At 72.9% G+C, this 18645-nt stretch carries 16 protein-coding genes; 13 read left to right on the top strand and 3 right to left on the bottom strand.

Annotated features, from left to right (window positions below; all coding sequences use genetic code 11):
* The first annotated feature begins 125 nt into the window (after positions 1 to 125).
* Positions 126 to 848 (top strand): DUF5324 family protein, encoded by a 723-nt coding sequence (locus ABZ716_RS11955; RefSeq protein WP_358958378.1) that lies wholly within the window; start codon positions 126 to 128, stop codon positions 846 to 848.
* A gap of 73 nt (positions 849 to 921) precedes the next feature.
* On the opposite strand, the gene ABZ716_RS11950 is transcribed toward ABZ716_RS11955, so the two are convergent.
* Together ABZ716_RS11950 and ddaH (ABZ716_RS11945) are read right to left on the bottom strand one after the other, a co-directional pair.
* Positions 922 to 1281 (bottom strand): LysM domain-containing protein, encoded by a 360-nt coding sequence (locus ABZ716_RS11950; RefSeq protein ID WP_358958375.1) that lies wholly within the window; start codon positions 1279 to 1281, stop codon positions 922 to 924.
* A 107-nt stretch (positions 1282 to 1388) separates the two neighbouring features.
* Entirely contained in the window at positions 1389 to 2255 is an 867-nt protein-coding gene (gene ddaH, locus ABZ716_RS11945; RefSeq protein WP_358809698.1) for a dimethylargininase, read from the bottom strand.
* Positions 2256 to 2483: 228 nt separating this feature from the next.
* On the opposite strand from ddaH (ABZ716_RS11945), the gene ABZ716_RS11940 reads away from it, so the two are divergent.
* From ABZ716_RS11940 to pepN, 12 genes are all read left to right on the top strand, one after another.
* Positions 2484 to 3800: a SidA/IucD/PvdA family monooxygenase gene (locus ABZ716_RS11940; protein WP_358958372.1), complete on the top strand. Its 1317-nt coding sequence runs from the start codon at positions 2484 to 2486 to the stop codon at positions 3798 to 3800.
* A gap of 50 nt (positions 3801 to 3850) precedes the next feature.
* Entirely contained in the window at positions 3851 to 4219 is a 369-nt protein-coding gene (locus ABZ716_RS11935) for a cupin domain-containing protein (RefSeq protein WP_358809700.1), read from the top strand.
* Entirely contained in the window at positions 4216 to 5835 is a 1620-nt protein-coding gene (locus ABZ716_RS11930; protein ID WP_351877699.1) for a class I tRNA ligase family protein, read from the top strand. Before ABZ716_RS11935 ends, ABZ716_RS11930 begins: the two co-directional genes overlap by 4 nt.
* 17 nt (positions 5836 to 5852) lie before the next feature.
* Positions 5853 to 7166: an MFS transporter gene (locus tag ABZ716_RS11925; RefSeq protein WP_351877697.1), complete on the top strand. Its 1314-nt coding sequence runs from the start codon at positions 5853 to 5855 to the stop codon at positions 7164 to 7166.
* 14 nt (positions 7167 to 7180) lie between these two features.
* Positions 7181 to 8434 (top strand): ATP-grasp domain-containing protein, encoded by a 1254-nt coding sequence (locus ABZ716_RS11920; RefSeq protein WP_358958369.1) that lies wholly within the window; start codon positions 7181 to 7183, stop codon positions 8432 to 8434.
* Positions 8427 to 9233 (top strand): dimethylargininase, encoded by an 807-nt coding sequence (ddaH, locus tag ABZ716_RS11915; protein WP_351877694.1) that lies wholly within the window; start codon positions 8427 to 8429, stop codon positions 9231 to 9233. The genes ABZ716_RS11920 and ddaH (ABZ716_RS11915) overlap by 8 nt, the downstream gene beginning before the upstream one ends.
* Positions 9230 to 9568: a hypothetical protein gene (locus ABZ716_RS11910; RefSeq protein WP_358958367.1), complete on the top strand. Its 339-nt coding sequence runs from the start codon at positions 9230 to 9232 to the stop codon at positions 9566 to 9568. The genes ddaH (ABZ716_RS11915) and ABZ716_RS11910 overlap by 4 nt, the downstream gene beginning before the upstream one ends.
* Entirely contained in the window at positions 9565 to 11352 is a 1788-nt protein-coding gene (locus ABZ716_RS11905) for an ABC transporter substrate-binding protein (protein ID WP_358958364.1), read from the top strand. Before ABZ716_RS11910 ends, ABZ716_RS11905 begins: the two co-directional genes overlap by 4 nt.
* Entirely contained in the window at positions 11352 to 11858 is a 507-nt protein-coding gene (locus ABZ716_RS11900; protein ID WP_351877689.1) for a YbaK/EbsC family protein, read from the top strand. The genes ABZ716_RS11905 and ABZ716_RS11900 overlap by 1 nt, the downstream gene beginning before the upstream one ends.
* 52 nt (positions 11859 to 11910) lie before the next feature.
* A complete protein-coding gene (locus ABZ716_RS11895; RefSeq protein ID WP_358809704.1) occupies positions 11911 to 13155 on the top strand; it encodes an ATP-grasp domain-containing protein in 1245 nt (414 codons plus the stop codon).
* A 59-nt stretch (positions 13156 to 13214) separates the two neighbouring features.
* Positions 13215 to 14345, top strand: a complete 1131-nt coding sequence (locus ABZ716_RS11890) for an FAD-dependent oxidoreductase (protein WP_358958362.1) — start codon at positions 13215 to 13217, stop codon at positions 14343 to 14345.
* A gap of 73 nt (positions 14346 to 14418) precedes the next feature.
* On the top strand, positions 14419 to 17007 hold the full coding sequence (gene pepN / locus ABZ716_RS11885; protein WP_358958358.1) for an aminopeptidase N: 2589 nt from the start codon (positions 14419 to 14421) through the stop codon (positions 17005 to 17007).
* A gap of 79 nt (positions 17008 to 17086) precedes the next feature.
* On the opposite strand, the gene ABZ716_RS11880 is transcribed toward pepN, so the two are convergent.
* Positions 17087 to 18562 (bottom strand): ATP-binding protein, encoded by a 1476-nt coding sequence (locus ABZ716_RS11880; RefSeq protein WP_358958356.1) that lies wholly within the window; start codon positions 18560 to 18562, stop codon positions 17087 to 17089.
* Positions 18563 to 18645: the final 83 nt, after the last annotated feature.

Here is an 18645-nt window from a genome sequence, read left to right as displayed (position 1 = left end):
GCCGTACGTGGCGGAAATTCCTCCACCCGGATGCCCTGTCACACATGCCCCGCGCCGCTATGGGAGGCATGATCCGACAAAGGGTGGATAGGTGAACCGTGTCCGCCACCGAGGAGGAGGATCCCGTGACCCGCAAGGACAGCGTGAGCCTGGCCGCCGAGAACGCCAGGGACGCGATGAGGCACGCGGCGGAAGTGGTGGCACCCTACGCGGGGACCGCCAAGGACGCGGCCGTCCACTACGCCCAGGAAGCGAACGCACGACTGGCCCCCAAGGTCTCCTACGTCGCCGGTCAGGCGTCCCAGCAGGCCCGCGCCGCCTACGGCACCCATCTGCAGCCCCGGATGCACGCGGCGCGCACGCACCTGCCCCCCAACGTGGACCGGGCCGCCACCAAGGCCGTCCACCAGACGCGGCATGCGTGCCGGCACGCCGTCGACTACACCGCCCCCCGCCTGGAGAGCGCCCTCGCCGCCGCCCAACCGGTGGCCGAGGAGGCGTCGAACCGCTCCATCGCCGCGCTGGCCGCCCTGCGCGGGCAGGTCACCCCCGAGGACGTGCAGTGGCTGGTGCGGCGCAACCAGCGGCGGGCCGCGTACGGACGGGCCCTCAAGGGCCTGGCGCTGGCCGGGCTGATCGCCGGCGTGGCCTACGCGGCATGGAGGTGGTGGGACCAGCAGTCGAACCCGGACTGGCTGGTGGAGCCCCCGGCCGCCACCGAGCTGTCCTCGCAGGACGCGGCCCCGGCGAGCTTCGACGACGAGCTCGCCGAGAAGGAGAAGCAGGCCGGATCGGGCGAGCCGTCCGATCCGGGGAAGCAGGCGGAGAAGGGGAACGGGGCGCACTGAGCGCACCCGCCCCCAGGGGCAGGGGCCCGGATCCGGCGGGATCCGGGCCCCTGCCCGTGGGCGGAGCCGCCGCTCACACGGGCAGCGTCAGCACCTGCCCCGGGTGGATGACGTCCGGATCGGTGCCGATCACCCCCCGGTTCATCGCGTACACCTCCCGCCAGCGCGCCTCGTCGCCGAGCTCGCGGCGGGCGATCGCGGACAGCGAGTCCCCCGGCCTGACGGTGTACGTGCGCTTCTTGGCCGTCGGCGCCGGCTTCGGCGGCACCGGTACGGCCTTGTGCGCGGCCGAGTGGTCGCTGGGCTCGGCGGGCCCCGGGTGCGGCCGGGACGCCGCGGGGGCCGTCCGCGACGCCGCGGACGCCTTGGCCGTGGCCCCGGTCCGCTCCTCCTGCTTCTTCTTGTCGTGCTTCAGGAAATCGAAGAGTCCCATCTGCGTGCGCCTCCGGCGTGGTGTGGTGGACCCCCTGGGTGCGTACCTGCACCCACTGTCGGCCACCTGACGCGCGGCGGCCCTGTGACCGGGCCGTCCGGGGGACCTCAGCGGTCCCTGAGTTCCAGGGTGCAGCACTTCACGCTTCCGCCGGCCTTGAGGAGCTCGGAGAGCTCGACACCGACCGGTTCGAAGCCGCGCGCCCTCAGCTGCCCGTGCAGACCGGTGGCCGCGGCGGGCAGCAGGACGTGGCGGCCGTCGGAGAAGGCGTTGAGGCCGAAGGCGGCCGCGTCCTCGGAGCTCGCCAGGATGGCGCTCGGGAACATGGCGCGCAGGACGGCCTGGCTGCCGGGGGAGAAGGCGGCCGGGTAGTACATGACCTCCTCGTCCGAGAGCACCGCCAGCGCGGTGTCCAGGTGGTAGTAGTCCGGGTTGACCAGGGTCAGCGAGGTGACCGGCAGGCCGAGGAACTCCTGGGCCTCCAGGTGCGAGCGCGGATCGGTACGGAAGCCGGTGCCGGCCAGGATGCGCCGGCCGACGGTGAGGAAGTCGCCCTCGCCCTCGTTGACGTACTCGGGCCACAGCAGGTCCTTGTAGCCGCGGCCCTCCAGCCAGCGCAGGTAGGCGGGCCCCTCGGCGGTGCGCTCCGCGTGCCGGAAGCGGGCGCCGTAGACCCGGCCGTCGACGACGGTCGCGCCGTTGGCGGCGAACACCATGTCGGGCAGCCCGTCGAGGGGGTCGATCTCCTCCACCACGTGGCCGAGCTCCAGGTAGAGGTCGCGCAGCCCCTCCCACTGGCGGACCGCGAGCGCGGTGTCCGTGGCCAGCTGCGGGTTCATCCACGGGTTGATCGAGTACGTCACGTCGTAGTGCCGGGGCCGGCACATGAGCAGGCGGCGGCGGGTGGCCACCCGGGCCGGAGCGGCCGGCCGGTAGTACGTGCCGGCGGGGGTGATGGTGTCGGTGATCGGCACGGGCACTCCTTGTCACGGGTGCGGAGGGTCATGGGTGCGGAGGGTCACGGGGGTCAAGGCCCATCGAAATCCGGCCGCACGTTGACCGGAAGCGCCCTGGAGAGCCGGTCAATCAACGCTCCGGGCCCCGCCTCGGCCGAGTTGATTGTCCGTGCCGTCCAGAGCTTCCGGGCAATCCCGGCGGGGCGTGGAATCCGGTTATCGCACCCCCTCTCGGAGGTAACTTCCATGGCACATCGCAAGGTCGAACTGCTCGCGGTAGGCGCAGGACCGGCGAACCTGGCCCTGGCCGTGGCGATCGAGGAGCTCGCCCCTGAGCTGGCCGGCGACACCCTGCTGATCGAACGCGAACAGGACATCGTCTGGCAGCGCGGCATGCTGCTGCCCGACGCGCTCAGCCAGGTCTCCTTCCTCAAGGACCTCGTGACCCTGCGCAACCCGCAGAGCCGCTTCTCCTTCGTCAACTTCCTGCACGCCAACGACCGTCTCGACGCCTTCGTCAACCTGGGCAGCTGGGTCCCGTACCGCAGCGAGATATCCGAGTACCTCCAGTGGGTCGCGGACGAACTCGCCACGGTGCGCATCGAGTACGGCCGCGAGTGCGCCGCCGTCACCGCGCGGACGGCGGAGGACGGCGAGATCACCGGCTGGGTGGTCTCCCTCGCGAACGGTGACACCATCGAGTGCCGCTACCTGGTGGTCGGCGCGGGCCGCGACGCCCACGTCCCCGAGGTGTTCGCCGGCCTGCCGGCGGAGCGGGTCATCCACAGCACGCAGTACACGCAGCGCATCCGCGAGGTGGACGCCGGGCTCCCGCACCGGGTCGCCGTCATCGGCGGCGCGCAGAGCGCGGCCGAGCTGTTCGGCCAGGCCCTGCGGGACCTGCCCGGGTGCCGCCCGACGATGATCATGCGCTCGATCGGCCTCAACGGCTACGAGAGCAGCAAGTTCACCAACGAGCTCTACTACTCGTCCTTCATCGACGAGTTCTACGACTCGGCCCCCGATGCGCGCCGGCAGCTGCTCGGCGAGATGTACCGCTCCAACTACGGCGGTCTGGCCCCGGCCACCCTGGACGCCCTCTACCGGCAGTTCTACCAGGACCGCCGCAGCGGCGAGGGCCGCCTGGGCATGCAGCCGATGACCGATGTCCGCGGTGCGCGCATGGACGGCGACGAGGTCGTCCTGACCCTCGCCGACCGCAAGACGGGCGCCGAACGGGAGATGCGCACCGACCTGGTCCTCCTCGGCACCGGCTTCGTCCGGGACATGCCGCGCGCGGTCCGCGGCCTGGCCGGCTCCATCGGCCTGGAGCGGATCGAGGTGAGCCGCCACTACCGGCTCGACCTGGGCCGCCCCGCGAGCGCCGCCGTCTACCTGCAGGGCGTCAACGAGGCCACCCACGGCATCGCCGACTCGCTGCTCAGCGTCCTCGCGGGCCGCTCCGCCGAGATCACCCTCGACATCCTCGCGCACCGCTCGACCACCCCGGTGGCCATCCCGGCCCAGGCCCGCGAGCTCGCGTTCGCCGGCGCCGCCGTCTGACGGTCCCGCCGCCCGTACGCCTCCCGCCACTCCACGAGAGAGACCACCCGATGCTCATCAAGCACCTGGACCGCCCCGGTCTGGTCCACGAGAACGGACTGGACGCCCAGCGGCTGCTGCCCTGGCCCGAACTGAACGCCCCCTTCGAGGGCTCGTGGTGCGTGATCGCGCCCGGCACCGCCTCGACCCCGCACGCGCACCACGAGTACGAGGTCTTCATCGCCGTCTCCGGCTCCGCCTTCCTGGAGTCCGACGGCGAGCGCGTGCCCTTCGAGCCGGGGGACATCGTCCACTTCACCCCGGGCACCGGGCACCGGGTGGTCAACGACTCCGACGCGGACTTCCAGATGTACAGCGTCTGGTGGGACCTGGAGATGACCGAGCGCTTCTCGGCCCGTCACGCGGAGGCGGCCCGGTGACGCGCCGTACGGTCATCATCGCGCCCCCGCCGACCCCCAACGGGGACCTGCACACCGGGCACCTGGCGGGCCCCTTCCTCGCCGGCGACGTGTACGCCCGCTACCTGCGCGCCTCGGGCCGCCCGGTGACGTACACCAGCGGCACCGACGACAGCCAGACCTACGTGGTCGCCAGCGCCCTGCGCGCCGGGCTGGAGCCGCAGGAGCTGGCCGACCGCTCCGCCGCGCAGATCACCGCCACCCTGGAGGCGGCGGGGGTCTCCGTGGACGGCTTCGCCCCCTTCGACCAGGGCTACCGCACCACCGTCCTGGACTTCGTCACGGACCTGCACGCCGCGGGGGCGTTCCGGCTGAAGACGGTCCGCTTCCCGTACGTGGAGGCCACCGGCGAGTACCTCGTCGAGGGCCTGGTCGCCGGCGACTGCCCCGTCTGCCTGCTGGAGAGCCGCGGCGGTCTGTGCGAGTCCTGCGGCCACCCGAACAACTTCGACGAGCTGCTCCGCCCCCGCTCCACCACCGACCCGGACGCCGTGGTCACCCACCGCGAGGCGACCGTCCTGGTCCTGCCGATGGAGGAGTACCGCGACCGGCTCACCGCCTACTACGCCTCGCACCGCGACGTCCTGCGCCCGCACACCGAGCAGCTGGTGCGCGAGGCACTGGCCCGGCCGCTGCCCGACTTCCCCGTCACCTACCCGCTGTCCTGGGGCATCGCGGCGCCGTTCGCGGAGACCCCGGGACAGGTCCTCAACGCCTGGGCCGAGGGCATGGCGGCGTCGATGTACTGCACCTGGTGGGCCGCCGCCCAGCAGGGGGACCGCACCGACGCCTTCGACGCGCACTGGCTCGCCGAGAACGACATCGAGCTCGTCTACTTCCTCGGCTTCGACAACGTCTACTTCTGGGGGATGACGCACCTGGCGCTGCTGATGGCGCACGGCGGCCGGTACGTCGAACCGCACGCCATCGTCTCCAACGAGTTCTACGAGCTGGAGAACCAGAAGTTCTCCACCAGCAAGGGGCACGTGGTCTGGGCCGCCGACCTGGTGGCCGAGGTCCCCCGTGACCTGGTCCGCTTCTACCTGGCCCTGACCGCGCCCGAGCACTCCCGGACCAACTTCAGCCGCGCGGCCCTGGACTCCCTGGCCTCCTCCCGGCTGGTCGATCCGTGGAACCGGCTGGCCGGCCGGGTGGCGGAGCTGCTCGACGGGGTGGCCGAGGGCACGCGGCTGCCGGTGTCCGCCACCGGCGCCGAGCGGGCCGGGATCCTGGTCGACCGTTTCCGCGCCCACTACGAGCTGGAGAGCTTCAGCCTGCACCGGGCCTCCGACCTGGTCGTCGTCTCCCTCGACCGGCTGCTGAAGCAGGCGGAGCGCACCACGGCGGGCGACCTGCCGGCCACCGCCGATCTGCTGCTGTCCGTACGCGCCCTGCTCGCCTGCGCCGCGCCGCTCCTGGTGGACCTGGCCGAGCGCGCCGAGGCGGCCGGCATGGACCTGAGCCTTCCGGGCCGCTTCACCCCGGCCACCCCCGTCGCGGCCCTGCGACTGCCCACCCTGTCCACCGCCGCAGGGGCCTTCGACGCCCCCGCCGAGCCGGTCGACGTCCGAGTCTGACCCCCCGAGGAGCCCCTGTGTCCACGACCGCCCCGCCGAAGGCCAACAAGGCCGAACGGCTGCTCGTCCCCGCGACGTTCATCACCAACCTCGGCAACGGCATCCAGCTGACGGCCGCCTCGTACCTGGTCTTCACCGCCCAGAACACCATGCTCGCGGTCAGCTGGCTGATGATCGCCGTGACCATCCCGCAGGTCGCGCTGTCGGTGTACTTCGGCAAGCTGGTCGACCGCTTCGACCGCCGCACCCTGGCGGTCACCTCCGACCTGGTCAGCGGTGTGGCGGCGATCGGCCTGCCGCTGTGGCTGGCGCTGGGCGGTGAGCCGTCCACGGTGAGCTACGTCGCCAGCTTCGTCCTGTCGATCTCGGCGGCCCTGTTCTTCCCAGCCAGCAACGCCCTGATCAAGGAGCGCATCCCGGAGGCCCGCCTGGCGAAGTTCAACGGCAACTCCGAGGTCGCCATCCAGGCCGGCTCGCTCGCCTCGGCCGCGCTCGGCGGCTGGGTGATCGTCTGGACCGGTGTCGACGCCCTCTTCTACTTCAACTCCGCGACCTTCTTCCTCTCCGCCCTGATGCTGTTCGCGATCGGCCGCCGCCCGGCGGGCGCCGCGGCCGCCTCCGCCGCGAAGGCCGCCCAGGCCGCCGCCACCGCCGCCAAGGCCACCGGGCCCAAGCCGCCGCTGGCCCGCCTGGCCCTGCTCTACGCCATCGGCAACATCGTCATCATCACCGGCAACAGCATCATGCTGGTCCTGGTCATCGACGCCTTCCACAGCAACACCGGCTACCTGGGCATCGTGGACGCCCTGTTCGGCCTCGGCGCCCTGGCCGCCCCCTGGACCTTCGGCAAGCTCAGCGCCCGCTCCGGCCTGGTGAAGACGGCCCTGATCGGCTACCTCGTCTGGGCCGTCATCCTGATCACCGAGTCCACCCACCTGTACGCGATGATGGCGGCCATTCCGTTCGCCGGCATCACCTTCTGCGTGGCCCGTATCGCCGCCCGCACCGCCCTGATGACCGCCGCTCCCGAGGAGCGCACCGGCTTCGTCTTCGGTGCCACCAACGCCTTCGGCCTCGCGGCCGGCACCGCCGCCGTGACGGCGATCTCCCTCCTGGTCGACGCCACCAGGGTGGAGTACGGCTTCTACGCCCTCTCCGCCCTGGTCGTGGTCGTCGCCACGGCCACCGTGCTGGCCCTGCCGAAGTCCTTCCGCACGGCTCCCGCCGCGCAGCCGGAGGCCGTGGCCCCCGCCCCGGCCGCCGCGCCGGCGACCGAGACCGCATCCGACGCCGACGCCCAGGTCCTCGTGACCGCCGCGGCCAAGTCCTGAGAGGGCGAACGAAGATGAAGCTGCTCGCCGTGGAGGCCAGCCAGAACGCCACGTACTACGTGTCGCGCTACCAGCAGGTCGAGGCGCTCGGAGCCGAGCTCCACGTGCTCAACGGCCTGGGCACCGAGGACTTCTGGGACCCGGCCCGCTACCGGATCGCCGGATCGCAGAACATCGGTGACATCATCCAGGCGGCCAAGGAGTGGCACGCCGAGGAGGAGTTCGAGGGGGTCCTGACCTTCTCGGAGTCGGGCGTGGTCGCCGTCGCGGCCGTCGCCGAGGCCCTGGGCCTGCCCGGCATCGGGGTCGAGGCCGCCCGCACCAGCCGCAACAAGTACCTGATGCGCCAGGCGCACGAACGCGGCGGCGCCGCCCACCCCGACTTCCGCTTCGCCGCGGACGTCGACGCGGCCCTGGCCGCCGGCGCCGAGCTCGGCTACCCGCTCATCCTCAAGCCGACCCTGGGCGCGGCGAGCAACTTCGTCTTCAAGGTGGACGACCCTCAGGAGATGCGGGTCCGTTTCGCCGACGTCATGACCGGCATCGAGACGATGACCTGGGCCCTGATGGAGGCCGAGGGCCTGGACCTGGGACCCAACGGGGTGATCATCGAGGGCTACCTCGACGGCCACGAGCACCTCATCGAGGCCGTGGCCTGGGACGACGAGGTCTACCTGGGGTCCATCGTCGACCGGATCACGGTCGAGAGCGGCACCTTCGACGACGACGTGCACCACGCGCCGACCTCCCTGACCCCCGAGCAGGTCGCCGAGGTGCACCAGGTGGTGCGGACCGCAGCCCACGCCCAGGGGCTGCGCCGGGCCGTGCTGCACGCCGAGATCCGCTTCCACCAGGGCCGCCCGTTCGTCCTGGAGATCGCCGTCCGCCCCGGCGGCGGCGGCCTGGACCACATGGCCCGGATCAGCGCCGGCCACGACCCGATCCGCTGCGTGGCCGACGTCGCGCGCGGCGAACGCCCGGACGTCTCCCCGTACTCCCCGACACAGGTGCACACGGCCGCGATGTGCCTGATCAGCGGTTCCGGAACGGTGGCCTCGGTGGAGGTGCCGGAGGGGGCCGCCGAGGACCCCTCGGTCTTCTTCCTCAAGATCACGGCCACGCCCGGCACGGTCATCAAGCGGCCGCCGGCCGGCAACAACATCCTCGGCTTCCTCGGAGCCCGCGGCGCCTCGTTGGAGGAGGCGCTGAGCACCGCCCACGTCATGGCCAGCCGCATCCGCACCGAGATGAGGCCGGAGCATGCGTGAGGCGACCCAGCGGCACTACCTGATGTGCCCGCCCGCCCACTTCGAGGTCAGCTACGCCATCAACCCCTGGATGCGGCCCGGCAAGCCGGTGGACGCGGACCTGGCGATGGCGCAGTGGGAGCGGATCCGCGACCTGTACCGCGAGCTGGGCCACCGGGTCGATCTGATCGACCCCGTGGAGGGCCTGCCGGACATGGTCTTCGCCGCCAACGGCGCCACCGTCATCGACGGGAGGGTGCTGGTGGCCCGCTTCCGCCACGAGGAGCGGGCCGCGGAGGCCGACGCCTACCGGGCCTGGTTCGCCGAGCGCGGCTACGCCGAGGTGCACGTCCCGGAGTACGTCAACGAGGGCGAGGGGGACTTCGCCCCGGCGGGCCGGCGGATCCTGGCCGGCACGGGCTTCCGCAGCGACGCGGCGGCGCACGAGGGGCTGGAGGCGTTCTTCGGCCTGCACGTGGTCGTCCTGACCCTGGTCGACCCGCGCTTCTACCACCTGGACACCGCCCTGTGCGTCCTGGACGACGAGACGGTCATGTACTACCCGGCGGCCTTCTCCGCCGAGAGCCTGGCGGTGCTGCGGGCCCTGTACCCGGAGGCGGTCATCGCCTCCCGCGAGGACGCCGAGGCGTTCGGGCTGAACGCGGTCAGCGACGGGCTCAACGTGGTCCTGCCGGAGACGGCGACCGGGCTCATCGCCGAGCTGCGCGAGCGCGGGTTCGTCCCGCACGGGGTGGACACCTCGGAGCTGCTGAAGGCCGGCGGATCGGTGAAGTGCTGCACGCTGGAGATCCGCCGGTGAGCATCGACTACGACGGCCGGCGCTTCCGCAACACCGGCTACGCGCCCGGCGAGAGCGCCCCCGTCGGCCACTACCGCCACGAGGGCGACCTGCTGTGGGCCCACTTCGACGGCGGACCGGTCCGCCGGGGCGCCCTCAGCGGCCTGGTCAACGCCGACGGGACCCTCGAATTCACCTACACGATGGTGCTCGACGACGGCGAGGTGGTGGCCGGCCGGTGCTGGAGCACCCCCGAGATCCTCGCCGACGGACGCATCCGGCTGAACGAGCGCTGGGAGCGCTACGGCGAGCGCGCGAACAGCGGCGAGTCCGCCCTGGAAGAGGTACTGACATGACCACGACCCCGACGACCCACCCTGCCCCGCGCCGCGGCGGAAGCGTCACCTGGGCCTGCACCAGCGGCTTCAGCCCGGTGTTCATCTTCCCCTTCACGCCCGGCGACTACTACGGGGTCGCCAACCTGCACGAGTTCCAGACGCTGATGTACCGGCCGCTGTACTGGTACGGCAGCGGCGGCCAGCCGACGGTGGACTACACGCGCAGCCTCGCCGAGCCCCCCGTGTGGGACGCCGACGGGCGCAGGGCGACGATCACCGTCAAGCCGTACCGGTGGTCCAACGGCGAGACGGTGGACGCCGACGGCGTGATGCTGTGGATGCACCTGCTGGAGGCGGAGAAGGAGCGTTTCGGCGGCTACACCCCGGGCTTCTTCCCCGACAACCTGGTCTCCTACGAGAAGGTCGCCGAGGACAAGGTCAGCTTCACCTTCGACGACGCGTACTCGCACAACTGGGTGCTGATGAACCAGTTCAGCACCATCACCCCGCTGCCGAGGGCCTGGGACCGCACCGCCGACGGCCCGGCCGACGCCACCCACGACCCCGCGCAGGCCGCCGCCGTCTACGCCTACCTGAGGGCCTGCAACGACGACCGCACGAGCTGGGACACCAGCCCGGTGTGGAGCGTGGTCAACGGCCCCTGGAAGCTGGACCGTTACACCATCGACGGGGTCACCGGCGAGTGCGTGCTCGTGCCGAACGAGAGCTACTCGGGGCCGAACAAGCCCTACCTGGAGGCGTTCCGGCTGATCCCGACCGACTCCGACACCGACCAGTACGAGCGGCTCCTCAAGGGCCCCGGTGTCCCGGGCGGGGTACAGATCGGCTTCCTGCCCTTCGACGAGATCACCGAGCCGGCCGAGGACCCGATGACCGGCGGCCCCAACCCGCTGGGCGAGCACTACGACCTGCTGCCCCAACTCACCTACAAGATCCACTACTTCCCCATCAACTTCAACAACCCCACCGTCAAGGGCCGGATCTGCAAGGAGCTCTACTTCCGCCAGGCCCTCCAGTCCTGCCTCGACGGGCGCGGCGCCATCCGCGACGTCTACAAGGGCTACGGCTACCCCACCACCGGCCCCGTCCCGGCCCTGCCCGAGAGCCCCCTGCTCTCCCCCGCCCGCCGCGAGGACCCGTACCCCTTCGACGTCGGCCGGGCCCGCGCCCTGCTGGAGGCCAACGGCTGGGACACCTCCACCACCCCGGCCCGCTGCGTCCGCCCGGGCACCGGCCCCGGCGAGGCGGGCGAGGGCATCCCCGCCGGCACCGAGCTGCGGTTCTCCATGCGCTACGCCCAGGGCCACGAGACCCTCACGGAGGTCATGCGGAAGTTCGCCGCCGACGCCGCGCAGGCCGGTATCGCGATCGAGCTGACCGAGGTCGAGGCGAGCGTCCTGGTCCTGGAGGACACCACCTGCACCCCGGGCCCCGACAGCCCCTGCCTGTGGGAGTTCAGCGACTGGAACGGCGGCTGGGGCTACGGCCCCGGCTTCTACCCCACCGGCGAGGCCCTCTACTCCACCGGATCCTCCGTCAACTTCGGCAGCTACAGCGATCCCCGGGCCGACGCCCTGATCGCCCGGACCGTGGTCAGCGACGACCTGGCCGACCTCCACGCCTACCAGGACTACATCGCCGAGCAGGTACCGGTGATCTGGATGCCGAACTTCCCCTTCCGGCTGCTGGAGGTCGCCAAGGACCTCCACGGCGTCGCCCCCGTCAACCCCTTCGGGCTCATCAACCCGGAGGACTGGTACTACGCGGAACAGGAGCTGTGATGTACGGGAAGCTGATCGACCTCCTCGACTCCCACCAGGCCCGCTACCGGCTGATCGACCACCCCGCCGAGGGCCGCACGGACCTCGCGAGCGTGCTGCGCGGCCACCGGCTCGACGAGGCCGCCAAGTGCCTCATCGTCCGCGTGGGCATCACCAAGCGGACCGGGGTGTACGTCCTGGCCGTGGTGCCCGGCGACCGCCAGGTGGACATGGACGCCCTCGCGGACCTGGTCGGCGGCTGCGGCCGCACCGCCTTCGCCACCCGGGAGATCGCGGAACGCCTCGCCGGCAGCGTCAGCGGCACGGTGATGCCCTTCGGCTTCCACCCCGACCTCCGGCTGATCGTCGACGAGCGGCTGCTCGACCACGACGAGATCTACTTCAACGCCGCCCGCCTCGACCGCTCCGTGGCCCTGGACACCGCCGACTACCTCCGCATCGCGCAGCCGCGCGTCGCGGCGATATCGACGGCCGACGACCGGGTCCTCGCCACCGCGGCGGGCTGACGCCCCGATGAACGACCACACGACCCAGGCAGTGACGAACGAGGTGAAGGACATGACGGACGACGCAGTGGTGATCCTGGTCGGCAGCGGAGGCCGCCCCTACCGCGAGTACCTCCTCGCGGGCGCGGCCCGCCGCCACCCGGTCTGGATCCTGGACGCGGTGGACCCCACCTGGCAGGAACCCTACGTACGGGGGTCGACCACCGTCCCCCTGCTGGACGCCGAGCGCCTGGTCCCCGACCAGGAGGCGCTGGTCGCGGCCGCCGAGGAGGTGGCCCGCACCCACCGCGTGGCGGGTGTCTTCAGCTACGACGAGACCCTCGTCGTGGCCACCGCCCACATCGCCGAGCGGCTCGGCCTGCCCGGGCTGACCGTGGCCGGCGTGGAGAACTGCCGCAACAAGCACAACACCCGGCAGGTGCTCACCGCCGCCGGACTGCCCCAGCCCCGCTTCGCCTATGTCACCGAGGCCGACGAGGCCCTGGTCACCGCCGACTCCTTCGGCTACCCGGTGGTCCTCAAGCCCCGCGGCATGGGCGCCAGCATCGGCGTCATCCGCGTCGACGGCCCCGGCGAGGTGCTCACCGCCTTCGACGTCGCGGACTCCGCGAGCCGTGGCGGCTCCCTGTCCTACGAGGGCGGGGTACTGGTCGAGGAGTGCGTGACCGGGCCCGAGATCAGCATCGACGGGGTCAACTTCGACGGCGAGTACACCCCGCTGTTCCTCGCCCACAAGGAACTGGGCCCCGCCCCGTACTTCGAGGAGACGGGCCACACCCTCAGCGCCACCGACCCGCTGCTCCAGGACGAGGAGCTGCTGCACGTCCTGCGCACGGCCCACCGCGAACTGGGGATCGCGTACGGCATCACCCACACCGAGGTGAAGCTGACCTCCCGCGGCCCGGTGATCATCGAGGTGAACGCCCGCCTGGGCGGCGACCTCATCCCCTACCTCGGCAAGCTCGCCACCGGCGTGGACCCGGCCGCGCTGGCCGTGGACGCGGCGACGGGCGTCCGCCCCGAGTGGACCCCCGCCCACCGGCGGACCGTGGGCATCCGCTTCCTCTGCCCGCACGCCAACGGCACCGTCCGCTCGGTCGACGTCCCCGAGCCCGCGGCCGGTCCCGGCCTGCTGGAGGCCGTCCCCATGGTGGAGCCCGGCACCACCCTGCTGCTCCCGCCCGAGGGCTACCTCGCCCGCTACGCCTACGTCATCTGCGCCGGCGAGGACTTCGCGGACGTCGAGGAGGCCCTCGACAAGGCGGCCGCCCTCACCACCCTCGTCCTCGACAGCTGACCCGCCGGCCCCACCGGGCACCCGCCCGGCCCTACGCCAACAAGAAAGTGAGGTGTGCGATGAGAGTGACAGTGGTGGGCGGCGGCGTGATCGCCCTGCTCACGGCCGTCGAGTGCGTACTCGGCGGGCACAAGGTCACGATCGTGGACCAGGGGCCCATCCCCTTCAGCCGGGCCACCTCCTTCGACCAGCACCGCATCCTGCGCGCCCTGCACCCCGCCGACCCGACGGCCACGGCGGCCGCGCTCCGGGCCCACCGCCGCTGGCTCGAACTGGAAGAGCTGCTCTCCACCCGCTTCTACGAGCAGGTCGGCGCCCTGACCGTGCTGCCGCCCGCCGCGGCCGCCGCCGGAGCGCTGCTCGTCGCCGGCGCCGGGGGCAGTGCCCGGGAGCTCACCGCCTCCGCCCTCGCCGAGCGCTACCCGCACCTGTACCTGGACGGTGCGCTGGGCGCCGTACTGGAGGACGAGGCGGGGGTGCTGCTCGCCGACCGCGTCCTCCATGCCTGCGTCGCCTGGCTCAAGTGGCAGCCCGGCATCGAGCTGATCGAGCACCGCGCGGCCACCGAGGTGGACGGCGACGGCGCCAGCGTCCGGCTGGCCGACGGCCGGGTCCTGCGCGGCGACGCGGTCCTGGTCGCCGTGGGCCCCTGGTCGCGCGGGCTGCTGCCGCCGGGGATCGCCGAGCGGCTGGTGCTGTTCCGCCAGTCCCTGCTGTACTGCCGCGTCCCCCGGCGGCAGGCCGCGGCCTGGGCGGCCACCCCGGCCGTTCCCTCGCTGGGCACCCGGCGCGGTGCCTGGCTGATCCCGCCGGTGGCGGGCACCGCACTGAAGATCACCTCGGCCTCGGTCTGCCGCGCGGTGGACGAGATCACCGACTACGCGACCGAGGAGGGCTTCCGGCGCCGGCTGGAGGCGGAGTTCGCGGACCTGATCCCCGGGATCGGCCCCGCCTGGATCACCGACGCCAAGGACGCCTACTACATGTCCTTCGCCGACACCGGCGGCCCGCTCCTGGTGGCGCTCGGCGGCAACGGATACGCGTACGCGGCCTGCGGCGGCACCTCCTTCAAGTTCGCCCCCCTCATCGCCCGGGCCCTGGCCGAACGGCTGACCGGCGCCGACCCCGCCCCCGTCGGCCTCGCCGCCCTCGACCACCCGCTCGACACCCGCCTGCCCTCCCCCGCGTAACTCCCCCTGCCACCCCCCGCGTCACTCCCCTGCCACCCGCGCGAGCACGACCGAGACGAGGAGCACCACCACCATGAGCGGCCCGAACCTGACCCACGAAGAAGCCGCCGCGCGCAGCGCCCTGCTCTCGGTCACCTCCTACGAGGTCGGCCTCGACCTCACCCGCGGTCCGGCCGCCTTCCGCTCCACCACCCTGATCCGCTTCACCGCCGACCCCGCCGGACCCTCCGCCACCTTCGCGGAGCTGCTGGCCGAAGAGGTCCACGGGATCACCCTCAACGGCCGCCCCCTCGACCCGTCCGCCGTCCACCGCGGCGGAAGGATCCACCTGGACGCGCTGGCCGCCGAGAACGAGCTGCTCGTGGTCGCCGACTGCGCGTACTCCCACACCGGCGCGGGGCTCCACCGTTCGGTGGACCCGGTGGACGGCAGGGTCTACCTCTTCACCCACTTCGAGGTGCAGGAGGCCCGCCGGGTCTTCACCACCTTCGAACAGCCCGACCTGAAGGCGCCGTTCACCTTCACGGTGACCGCCCCCGCCTCCTGGACGGTCCTCTCCGCCTCCCCGACCCCCCGGCCCGAGCCCGCCCCGGACGGCGCGGCCGTCTGGCGGTTCGCGCCCACGCCCCCGCTGCCCACCTACCTGACCTCGCTCGTCGCCGGCGAGTACCACCTGGTGAGCGACCACTACACCGCCAAGTCCGGGCAGGAGGTCCCGCTGCGGCTGGCCAGCCGCGCCTCGGTCGCCGGACACCTCGACGCCGAGGAGCTCTTCGAGACCACCAAGCGCGGCCTGGACTTCTACCTGGAAGCCTTCGGCACCGACTTCCCCTTCGCCAAGTACGACCAGGTCTTCGTCCCCGAGTACAACCTCAGCGGCATGGAGAACGCCGCCACCGTCATCCTCCGCGAGAACTTCGTCTTCCGCTCCAAGGTCACCGACGCCGTACGCCACCGGCGCGCCGCGACGATCCTCCACGAGCTGGCCCACATGTGGTTCGGCGACCTGGTCACCCTGCGCTGGTGGGACGACATCTGGCTGAAGGAGACCTTCGCGACCTACATGTCGGTGCGCGCCCAGGTCGCCACGACCCGCTGGCACGACTCCTGGACCGGCTTCGCCACCGCCGACAAGGCCAACGCCTACCGCCAGGACCAGCTGCCCTCCACCCACCCCGTCGCCGGCCCGGCCGCCGACATCGAGCAGGCCCTGGAGAACTTCGACCAGATCACCTACTACAAGGGCGCCTCCGCCATCAAACAGCTGGTCACCGTGGTCGGCGAGGAGGAGTTCCTCACCGGTATGCGGACCTACTTCGCCCGCCACGCCTGGGGCAACAGCACCCTCGCCGACCTGATCGCCGCCCTGGAGGAGGCATCCGGCCGCGAGCTGGGCGGCTGGGCGCGGGAGTGGCTGGGCCGGGCGGGCGTCAACACCCTGCGCCCCGAGTACACCGTGGACGACGAGGGCCGCTTCACCTCCTTCGCCGTCCTCCAGGAGGCCCCGGCCGAGCACCCGTACCTGCGCGCGCACCGGCTCGCGGTGGGCCTGTACTCCCGGCGGGAGGGAGCGCTGCGGCGGGTGGGCCAGGTACGCGTGGACGTCTCCGGGGCCCGTACCGAGGTGCCCGCCCTCCTCGGGACCGCCCGCCCCGATGTGGTGCTGCTCAACGACGAGGACCTCACGTACGCCCTGATCCGGCTCGACCCGCACTCCTTGAGCGGCCTCCTTGACAGCCCCGACGGCGTCGGCGCCTTCACCGAGGGCCTGCCGCGCGCCCTGGCCTGGGCCGCCGCCTGGGACATGGTCCGGGCCGGGGAACTGGCCGCCGGGGACTACGTCCACCTCGTCCTGGCCGGGGTGGACAGCGAGAGCGACACCGAGGTCGTCCAGACCCTGCACTCCACCCTGCTGACCAGCCTCGACCAGTACGCCGCACCGCAGTCCCGCCGGCAGCTGCGCGCCGCCGTGGCCGAGGCGGCCCGCCGGCGGCTGACCTCGTCGGCGCCCGGCAGCGACATCCAGCTCGCCTGGGCGCTGCTGCTGGCCCGGGTGGCGGGGACCGCCGCCGAACTGCGCCTGATCGCCGGACTGCGGGACGGCAGCGTGGAGATCGAGGGCCTCGTCGTGGACGTGGAGCTCCGCTGGGCCCTGCTCGCCGCCCTCGTCAGGGGCGACCAGGCCGGTCCGGCCGAGATCGAGGCCGAGCGGCTGCGCGACGGCACCACGGCCGGCGCCGAGTACGCCGCCGGCGCCCTGGCCGCGCGGCCCGACGCCGAGGCCAAGGCCCAGGCGTGGGAGGCGGCCGTACGGGAGGACGTCGGCAACGGCACCCGGCGGGCGCTGATCGGCGGGGTCCACAGCCCCATCGGACTCGGCATCGCCCAGGGCTGCCAGCGGGAGCTGCTGCGCCCGTACGCGGACCGGTACTTCGCGGAGATCGGCGAGGTGTGGGCACGGCGTTCGCCGGAGGTGGCCCGCACCCTGGTGACCGGGCTCTACCCGAGGCTGCTCGTCGAGCAGGAGACGGTGGACCGCACGGACGCCTACCTGGCCGAGGCCGCGCCCCCGCCGGCCCTGCGGCGCCTGCTGACCGAGGCCCGTGACGAGATGAGCCGCGCGCTGCGCGCCCAGGGGGTGGACGCGGCAGCGCGCGGCTGAGGCCCCCCGGGGGAAGGGGGCCGGTCTCAAGGGGCCCGTCCCCAGGGGATCACGGGCCTGTGGACGGGCCGGGGGGGCGTCAGGAGCCCGCGGCGGCCGCCCGGGCGGCGGCGACCACCGCGGCAGCCGCGGAAGCCGCCGGGGACGGGCCCGCGGCGGAGCCGGCGGACGCCTCCGGATCGGGCTGGGCCAGCGCGAACGCCCGTACCAGCGGCGGCAGTCCGTACTGGCCCGGCAGGTCACTGGGCGCGAGCAGACCCACGTCCAGCAGGCTCTCCAGAAGGTCCTCGACCGGCTCCGCCGACCGCTCCACCCCCTGGACGAGCGCATCGGCGCAGGCGTACACCACCGCGTCCACCGACGGCCGCCCGGAGACGGCGATCTCGCGCAGCAGCGGACGGGCCCACGGCACGGCCGCACGCCAGGCGGCCTCCAGACGCCGGTTCAGGCTCTCGTCCCCGGCCCGCAGCCGGGACAGGAACGGCCCCGGCGCCGGCGCGCCCTCGCCGAGCAGCTCCGCGACACAGTCCTCCAGCATCCACTCCGGCCGGGCCGCGATCCGCCGCCCGGCCAGGTTCAGCGCGGCGGGCAGGTCCCCGCACGCCTCGGCCAGCCGCAGGCAGGCCCGCGGCTCCGCCCCGGCCCGCTCCTCGCCCAGCAGCTCCACCAGCAGCTCCACCGACTCGTCCCGGTCCAGGGCCGGCAGCCGCAGCCGCTGCACCCCGTCGAGGCCCAGCAGCCGCGAGCGGCTGGTGACGACCATCCGGCTCTCCGGCGCGGCGGCCAGCAGCTCGCGCACCTGACGCTCGTGCTGCACCCCGTCGAGGACCACCAGGACCCGGCGGCGGGCGAGCAGCGAACGGTAGAGGCCGAACCGCGGACCGGTGTCGGCCGGGATCCGGTCGGCCGGGATGCCGAGCGCCTCCAGGAAACCGCCGACGATCCCGTGGGCGTCCTTGCGGCCGTCGGCGGCCGGGTCGAGGTCCGCGTACAGCTGTCCGTCCGGCAGGTCCGCCGCCATCTCGTGGGCGAGCCGCAGCGCGAACGCCGACTTTCCCGCCCCGACCTGACCGGTGATCACCAGCGGCCGGACCGCGCTGTTCCCCCCGCCCCGGGACGCGGTCAGCGCCCGGGCCCGCTGGAGCAGGTGCCCGCGCCCCACCAGCCGGTGCGGCTCCATCGGCAGCTGCGCGGGCGGCGGCACCACGGCCCGCACGGCGGCGGCGCGCAGCTCGGCCTCCTGGTGCTGCTGGACGCTCTTGGCGGCCGGACGGGAGACCCCCTCGGCCCCCTCCGCACCGGCGGCCTCCCGCCAGCGGCGCTCCCAGCTCGCCCGGTCCCCGCCGCACGCCTCGGCGAAGGCAAGGGCCACCTGGAGGGTCGGGAGCCGGTATCCGGCGGCCGCGTCGGAGAGCACCGAAGCGGAGAACATCGCCCGGTTGGCCATGTCCCGGTAGCCGGGACTGCCCGCGGCGGCCCGGAGCCTGCGCAGCTCCCGGGCGAACGCGGTGACGGGTCCCGCGTCCGGGGCGAGGGGTCTCTCCAGTCTGCCCACCTTCTGCTCCTTTGCCGCTCGCTGTGTCGAATGCGCCACGCGACAGCGGCCCCGGGGGCCGGACCTGTCGGCCGACACAGCCT

The organism is Streptomyces sp. NPDC006687 (genome assembly GCF_040636215.1).
In the GTDB taxonomy this organism is placed as follows: domain Bacteria; phylum Actinomycetota; class Actinomycetes; order Streptomycetales; family Streptomycetaceae; genus Streptomyces.
The sequence above is the reverse complement of the archived record's forward strand: the minus strand, read 5'-3'. Positions and strand labels throughout refer to the sequence as shown.

Bases quoted from the DNA above. Each gene is read 5' to 3' on its own strand.
- pepN (WP_358958358.1), top strand. From the start codon at position 14,419: ATGAGCGGCCCGAACCTGACCCACGAAGAAGCCGCCGCGCGCAGCGCC.
- ABZ716_RS11890 (WP_358958362.1), top strand. From the start codon at position 13,215: ATGAGAGTGACAGTGGTGGGCGGCGGCGTGATCGCCCTGCTCACGGCC.
- ABZ716_RS11950 (WP_358958375.1), bottom strand. From the start codon at position 1,281: ATGGGACTCTTCGATTTCCTGAAGCACGACAAGAAGAAGCAGGAGGAG.
- ABZ716_RS11905 (WP_358958364.1), top strand. From the start codon at position 9,565: ATGACCACGACCCCGACGACCCACCCTGCCCCGCGCCGCGGCGGAAGC.
- ABZ716_RS11940 (WP_358958372.1), top strand. From the start codon at position 2,484: ATGGCACATCGCAAGGTCGAACTGCTCGCGGTAGGCGCAGGACCGGCG.
- ABZ716_RS11900 (WP_351877689.1), top strand. From the start codon at position 11,352: ATGTACGGGAAGCTGATCGACCTCCTCGACTCCCACCAGGCCCGCTAC.
- ABZ716_RS11895 (WP_358809704.1), top strand. From the start codon at position 11,911: ATGACGGACGACGCAGTGGTGATCCTGGTCGGCAGCGGAGGCCGCCCC.
- ABZ716_RS11935 (WP_358809700.1), top strand. From the start codon at position 3,851: ATGCTCATCAAGCACCTGGACCGCCCCGGTCTGGTCCACGAGAACGGA.
- ABZ716_RS11920 (WP_358958369.1), top strand. From the start codon at position 7,181: ATGAAGCTGCTCGCCGTGGAGGCCAGCCAGAACGCCACGTACTACGTG.
- ddaH (WP_351877694.1), top strand. From the start codon at position 8,427: ATGCGTGAGGCGACCCAGCGGCACTACCTGATGTGCCCGCCCGCCCAC.